This is a genomic window from Mesorhizobium sp. M1E.F.Ca.ET.041.01.1.1 (assembly GCF_003997355.1).
In the GTDB taxonomy this organism is placed as follows: domain Bacteria; phylum Pseudomonadota; class Alphaproteobacteria; order Rhizobiales; family Rhizobiaceae; genus Mesorhizobium.
Genome location: NZ_RZSL01000456.1, coordinates 1 through 5,068, shown reverse-complemented (window position 1 = coordinate 5,068; position 5,068 = coordinate 1). Strand labels below are relative to the sequence as shown.

Annotated in this window: 9 protein-coding genes; 7 read left to right on the top strand and 2 right to left on the bottom strand. The window is 61.5% G+C overall.

The genetic code is table 11. The features are described 5' to 3' along the window. The 3 genes from EOA38_RS27645 to EOA38_RS27635 form a co-directional block, all read left to right on the top strand. The coding region (locus EOA38_RS27645; protein ID WP_189434946.1) for a hypothetical protein at window positions 1–521 on the top strand (521 nt) is incomplete at its 5' end. Window positions 522–586: 65 nt separating this feature from the next. After that, window positions 587–901 (top strand): single-stranded DNA-binding protein, encoded by a 315-nt coding sequence (locus EOA38_RS27640; protein WP_127221842.1) that lies wholly within the window; start codon window positions 587–589, stop codon window positions 899–901. Window positions 902–927: 26 nt separating this feature from the next. Next, window positions 928–1,275 carry a hypothetical protein gene (locus EOA38_RS27635; RefSeq protein WP_127300708.1) on the top strand — a complete coding sequence of 116 codons (348 nt, stop codon included), beginning with the start codon at window positions 928–930 and terminating at the stop codon, window positions 1,273–1,275. A gap of 289 nt (window positions 1,276–1,564) precedes the next feature. On the opposite strand, the gene EOA38_RS27630 is transcribed toward EOA38_RS27635, so the two are convergent. Both EOA38_RS27630 and EOA38_RS39370 read right to left on the bottom strand, forming a co-directional pair. Then, entirely contained in the window at window positions 1,565–1,996 is a 432-nt protein-coding gene (locus tag EOA38_RS27630) for a hypothetical protein (protein WP_245468549.1), read from the bottom strand. A 10-nt stretch (window positions 1,997–2,006) separates the two neighbouring features. Then, a complete protein-coding gene (locus EOA38_RS39370) occupies window positions 2,007–2,183 on the bottom strand; it encodes a hypothetical protein (RefSeq protein WP_189434944.1) in 177 nt (58 codons plus the stop codon). A gap of 110 nt (window positions 2,184–2,293) precedes the next feature. On the opposite strand from EOA38_RS39370, the gene EOA38_RS27625 reads away from it, so the two are divergent. From EOA38_RS27625 to EOA38_RS27610, 4 genes are all read left to right on the top strand, one after another. Continuing rightward, window positions 2,294–2,974, top strand: a complete 681-nt coding sequence (locus EOA38_RS27625) for a ParA family protein (protein ID WP_127300707.1) — start codon at window positions 2,294–2,296, stop codon at window positions 2,972–2,974. Then, window positions 2,971–3,381, top strand: coding sequence for a hypothetical protein (locus tag EOA38_RS27620; protein ID WP_127300706.1), 411 nt, complete (start codon window positions 2,971–2,973; stop codon window positions 3,379–3,381). Before EOA38_RS27625 ends, EOA38_RS27620 begins: the two co-directional genes overlap by 4 nt. A 494-nt stretch (window positions 3,382–3,875) precedes the next feature. Continuing rightward, window positions 3,876–4,289 (top strand): hypothetical protein, encoded by a 414-nt coding sequence (locus tag EOA38_RS27615; protein WP_127222377.1) that lies wholly within the window; start codon window positions 3,876–3,878, stop codon window positions 4,287–4,289. Between the two features lie 317 nt (window positions 4,290–4,606). Next, window positions 4,607–5,068, top strand: a 462-nt coding sequence (locus EOA38_RS27610) for a hypothetical protein (protein WP_145966091.1), incomplete at its 3' end; no start/stop codon positions are given.

Sequence of the window (5,068 nt, the reverse complement as noted above, 5' to 3'; positions counted from 1 at the left end):
CGTCTGTTCCGTCCCAAACATTCGCATCCGAGTGGGGCTGCCAGGTCCTGCTTTGCCTGTCTGGTGACTGGCAGGGCACGCCGTCTTGTCATCCACCCATTGACCGGCTTATCGACGCCATGGGATTGCCGGGCTTTTCGTGGCCGACTTGTCCGCAGGCCAATTCGTCCGGCGCCGGCTACGATCCGTACGAGGCCTGCCCGCAGGGGTGGATGCCTTACGCGCCGGCCAGCGACCCGCCGGGACAAGGCCAGGCCAGCATGTGCCGAATCGCGGCTGGCAATCTCGGTCAGCCTGCCAACTTTGGAGCGCGGCATGGTCAGGCCGACGGAAGTCCGACGGGAACCATCCAGCTCGGCGACCGCACCGTGCCGGTCCAGCTTACTCATGTCTCCAGCGGAGCACATAACGATCGAACGACCACCTATTACGACATTCAACGCCCGCGCCGCACGAAGCCTTACTACATCGATTACGACGACGCGAACCCGGCTGCAGCAGCGCATCTGGTTCAACCTTAGCAGACCATGATCCCGAGTCACCCCGGGCGGCTAAATTAGTGGTAGGAAAAGAGGCAGTTACCCCGATGAAAAGCGTCAACAGGTTCACCATTCATGGCAATGTCGGGTCGGTCGCGCCCTTCGACAAAAGCACCAAGGTCAACATTGCCACCAATCGCAATTGGCGCGACGAACAAGGCCATCCCAAGGAAGCCACTGATTGGGTCCAGGTGACGGTCCTGGAGGAGAAGCAAGCCGCCTGGGTGGCGGAGAACGCGAAGCCCGGCGATGTGGTCTTGGTCGAAGGCCGCATCAGCAACAACTCTTTCAAGCGCAACGGTGAGACCGTCTATACGACGGATCTTATCGCCTCGACCTTCAACGTTTTTCCGAAGCCGTGATCATGTTCAATGCGGGGGCCCTTATCATGGCGGCGGCATCCGGAACATTGGTCGGCATAGGCGGCACGCTTGCTCTTTATCCGACACAAGACCAGCTCTCCGCGGCGATTCCGTCCGAACCGTCGCTGTGTGCGAAATTGGCCGCGGCCGGCCTTGAGATTCCATCGCCGGCCGAGGCTTTGGACGCTTTCCGGCGAGCGAAAAATACTGATCAAGCGACGTTGCGCATCGGAGAGTGCTCGAAGAACGCCGTGGGACCCGGCGTGCAATGCACCGTGAAGTACAAGCTTCGCACTGCCTGGAAAGACGAAGGTGATGGCCTGGTCGCATTCTCCAGGGGACCCGATGGCTGGCAAGCGATGCAGCTTCAATGATCGTCTGCATGCCAACGTCTGTTTCGGCTCAGTTCCCGGGTCTATCAGCAACTCCCTCGAAACTCTTCCTGCAGTGATCGCCGCTGGTGGCACCGCACTCTTCGCCCCGCAATCGGGTCCATCGAAGGATCTTCTTTTGTGTCGCCGCAGTTCCCATGCCCAAAGAGCCGGAGCCGGAGCGCGCCTCCAATAGCGCCGTAGGGACGGCGGAGGCCGGAGATAACGGGCCGCTGGCGTTCCCGCGCTACAGAAGCCGTCCCATCCCTGGCGCGGGCCCGGTTCGCGGCGCTCACTTGTGTGGGGTGCAATAGACGCCTTGGGATTCCAAAAGGACGGCGCCACCCTTCAATTCAGTGAGGGCACCCACCCAGGCGTCGGAATAGGTGCGACTGGCGTCCACCGCCGTCAGCCAGATGACGCGATTGTCGGCAAGCTCCACCTTGACCTCGCTTTGGAGAGGGCTTGCCTGCACCGTTTGCTGATAATGCCGCTTGATGCGCACATCGCCGCTGGCAAACTCGATATTGTTGTTGTCGTAGTTGAGCAGGAATGAAGCATCCCCTTTTGCGACCTTGCAGGAGCCGTCGCGTTCACACACGATTTTTGCTGCCGTGGCGCAATCCCATCGCAGTCCGGCGGGCCACATCGGATTGCTGCCGGCCTCCTTGGACTGATCACCTGGAGCGGCGGCGCCGAGGCTCGCCGCCGCCGCTACGGCCACCAATACTGCCCTAATCATCCGTTCCGCACACCTTACTGTTCGGCACCATCAAGATCAGCTCGCGCTGGCGCATCATCCCGACGGAGGCAAGCGCGCTGTAATGCGCCAGCGTGGCGGCTGCCGCATCAAGCGCGGCCTCGCAGCCGTCGCGCGTCGAGATCTCGGCCAAAGCTGCCCTGAACATCACTGTCCTGTCCGGTTGATCGCTCATAAATTGACACTACACTTTGGGTTCGGGTATGACAATTGCCGGGCAGGCGGTTGGCATAAAGCGGTTCATCGAAGGTCCCCCGAGCTATGATCATATCTGCCGCTATCGCCAAAGGTGGCACTGGCAAATCGACCCTGCTGCGCGCGCTGGCATCCGTCGCCCTTAAGCGCGGCTACGCGGTGACACTCATCGACGGCGACGTTCGCCAGAACATGAGCCGGTGGGCTCAGATGCTCAAGGAGGCCGGCAATCGTCCCGAGACACTCCAACTGGTCAGCGCCACGACGCCGCGCGAGATCCTGAAGGCGGCAGAACTGCACAATAGCGAGCGCAGCGTGGTGCTGATCGACACCGAAGGCACCACCAACGACAATCTCATGGCCGGGCTATTTGCTTCCGATATCGTCGTGGTGCCGATCTTCTTCGCGCTCGACGACGTGACCGCCGCAATCCAGATCACCGACCACTACATTCCGCTCGCGGTCGAAACACGCGGCCGACCGCTGCCAGCCGTGTTTGTCCTGACAAAACAGACCATCATTGATGCGAAGGCGAGAGCCTTGAGCGAACTGCGCGCGATCATTCAGGCGAACGGCACGCCGATCGCCGAACATGCGCTGCAAAACCGTGTCGCCTATCGCGACCTGCAAAGTGGCCATACACTCTACAGCCCAATTCAGCCTGACGCGAAGGCGATTGCCGAAAGTGAAGGGGTCTTCGACGATGTCCTGAAGACCTTCACCGAAGCAATGAGGCAGGCCGCATGACCGACAAAAGCCTCCCGGAGTCACAGGACGACAAGAAGGCTCGCATGATGCGAGCGATCTCCACTGAGCCGCCGGCGCTTCCGAGCATGTTCATCGCTCCGAAATCCGATCCCGCTCCTCAGCCGCCTGCCGCCGAATCTGCGGTGGCAGCGGAGGCTGAAGCGGCGCGGACGTCAGCTCGGCCGGACTTCCGCAAAATGCTGCGACAGGGTCAGAAAAAGGATCCGGTCGCCGGCAGGAAGATCCGCGAAGAGGAAATGGTGCGCTGCGGCTATTACCTTACGGCCGGCGAACAGCGCCAATTCAAGCTGCTAGCTATCAGCAACGGCCACAGCATGACCGAGCTGCTGCGCCAAGCGGTGCAGGACTACATCAGGATCCATAAGCACAAGCTCCCGAACGATTAGGTCAGCCCGCCCCGCGGCATCCGCCGCGGTGAGGGTTGCAGGGAACGCTAAAGGCCCATCGGTGAGGCCGCGCCATCGATGCTTGGCCCGGCGCAAGGCGGCCGTGCCTGGCCCCGGTCGCATGCCTCGGCTTATCCGCCTTACTAACGCACGGGTCGCCGCGATCCCGATCGCGCGAGCTCACGTTCCCTGCTCCTTGCGAGCTGTCTCCATGTTAGCTAGCATGATGATGCCGCAGCAAGGTAACATGCTGAGACAGAAACATGTCGCAACGTTGGCTTGTCGTTAAGTTGACGATGCAAGATGTCCACAAGGAAACATGTTTCCGTGCTAACATGTGCAGATGAGTTGGAAATGAAAGCTGGGTTGATGTAGCGTACACCCGCAAAGATGTTTTGGTGATATTGTTTTTGTCTTTGGCAGGATAGCCTTTTTTGTGTTACACACGAAAAAAGGACGGCGCGGCCCAACGGCCTTAGCGCCCGCAAGCGGGCTTGAAGATGAGAGCCAACAGTGGCCAAACAGAAAGGCAGAATGCATCCCGGCGCTATGGCGAAGTCCTGCATGTGCGCTTCTCAAGAGTCGAACTGGAGCGGCTGCGCACCATGGCTGACGTGGAGTCGGTGACGGTCAGCGAAGTCGTTCGCCGCCTTGTCCGCACCGAGGCGGGGTTTCTACCGGCGGCGACGGGGGAACTGCGACCTTCCATTGAGGAGGCCACCGACCAGCTTCGCCGTGTTGGTGTGAATTTCAATCAGGCGGTCCGCGCGATGAACGAGGGCCGGGTGCCATATGACGAGGACCTTGAGCGCGCCTTGATCGCCGTTGGTGAGCTCGTGCGCCGGTTCCGCGAAGAATTGAAGGCAATGATTGCCAGGCCGCGCAAGCGGCGCGAGGTCAAGGCATGAGCGGTCGTCTCGCCGGATATGCTGCCGAGATCGAATGCTATCTGCGGATGCCGGGCGCTGGCGATCTCGAGCAGCTTGAGGAGGATAAGCCTTTGCAAGCGGCTGGCCGGGAGACGGCCGATCGTCAAGCGATGAACATCCATGCGAGCGCCGCCGCCCCGGCCCGCGCGGCTTCGCCTATGGCGGGTGCGCAATGGCCGACGGCGAGCGCAACGCACCTGGGAGCGAGCGCACGGGTCGCAAAGGCACCGGTTTCGTCCGCTGGCCGAGGAGGACCGCTCAGCGCGATACCGCTGTCTGTGTGCACCAGTGGGAGCTTGCGTTCATCCAGCGACGCAAAGGGGGCGATAGCGATTTTCGACCTCGCGCTCGGCGCCTTCGTCAAGGAAGAGGAAGAAGAATGGCGGCGCCGTGGCGGGGGCGGCGGAAGGTCGGGCGCGCTCCCGTCCACTCGACGCTTCGCGCGGGCGACGCGAGAGGCGAGGGCGGTTGCGGCGCGAGCGGCCTATGCCGCCGGCGCGCAGCCAGCGGTGTTCAAGATCTTGTCCAGCGCGGCCAATGGCAAGCAGGCGGGCGCCTTGCTTGCCTATATCGGCACACGCGCCAATGAACAGGGCGAGAAGCGCGATATCGAGATCTTCACCGATAGCGGACAGGGGCTTGCCAATGCGCAGGACCGTCGCGGCTTCCTGCACCAAGTCACGGAGACATTCCAGGCGCAGCTTGAGAATACGAATTTCATTGAGGTGCGGTTCGAGCTCGCCGGTGACGTCACGGAC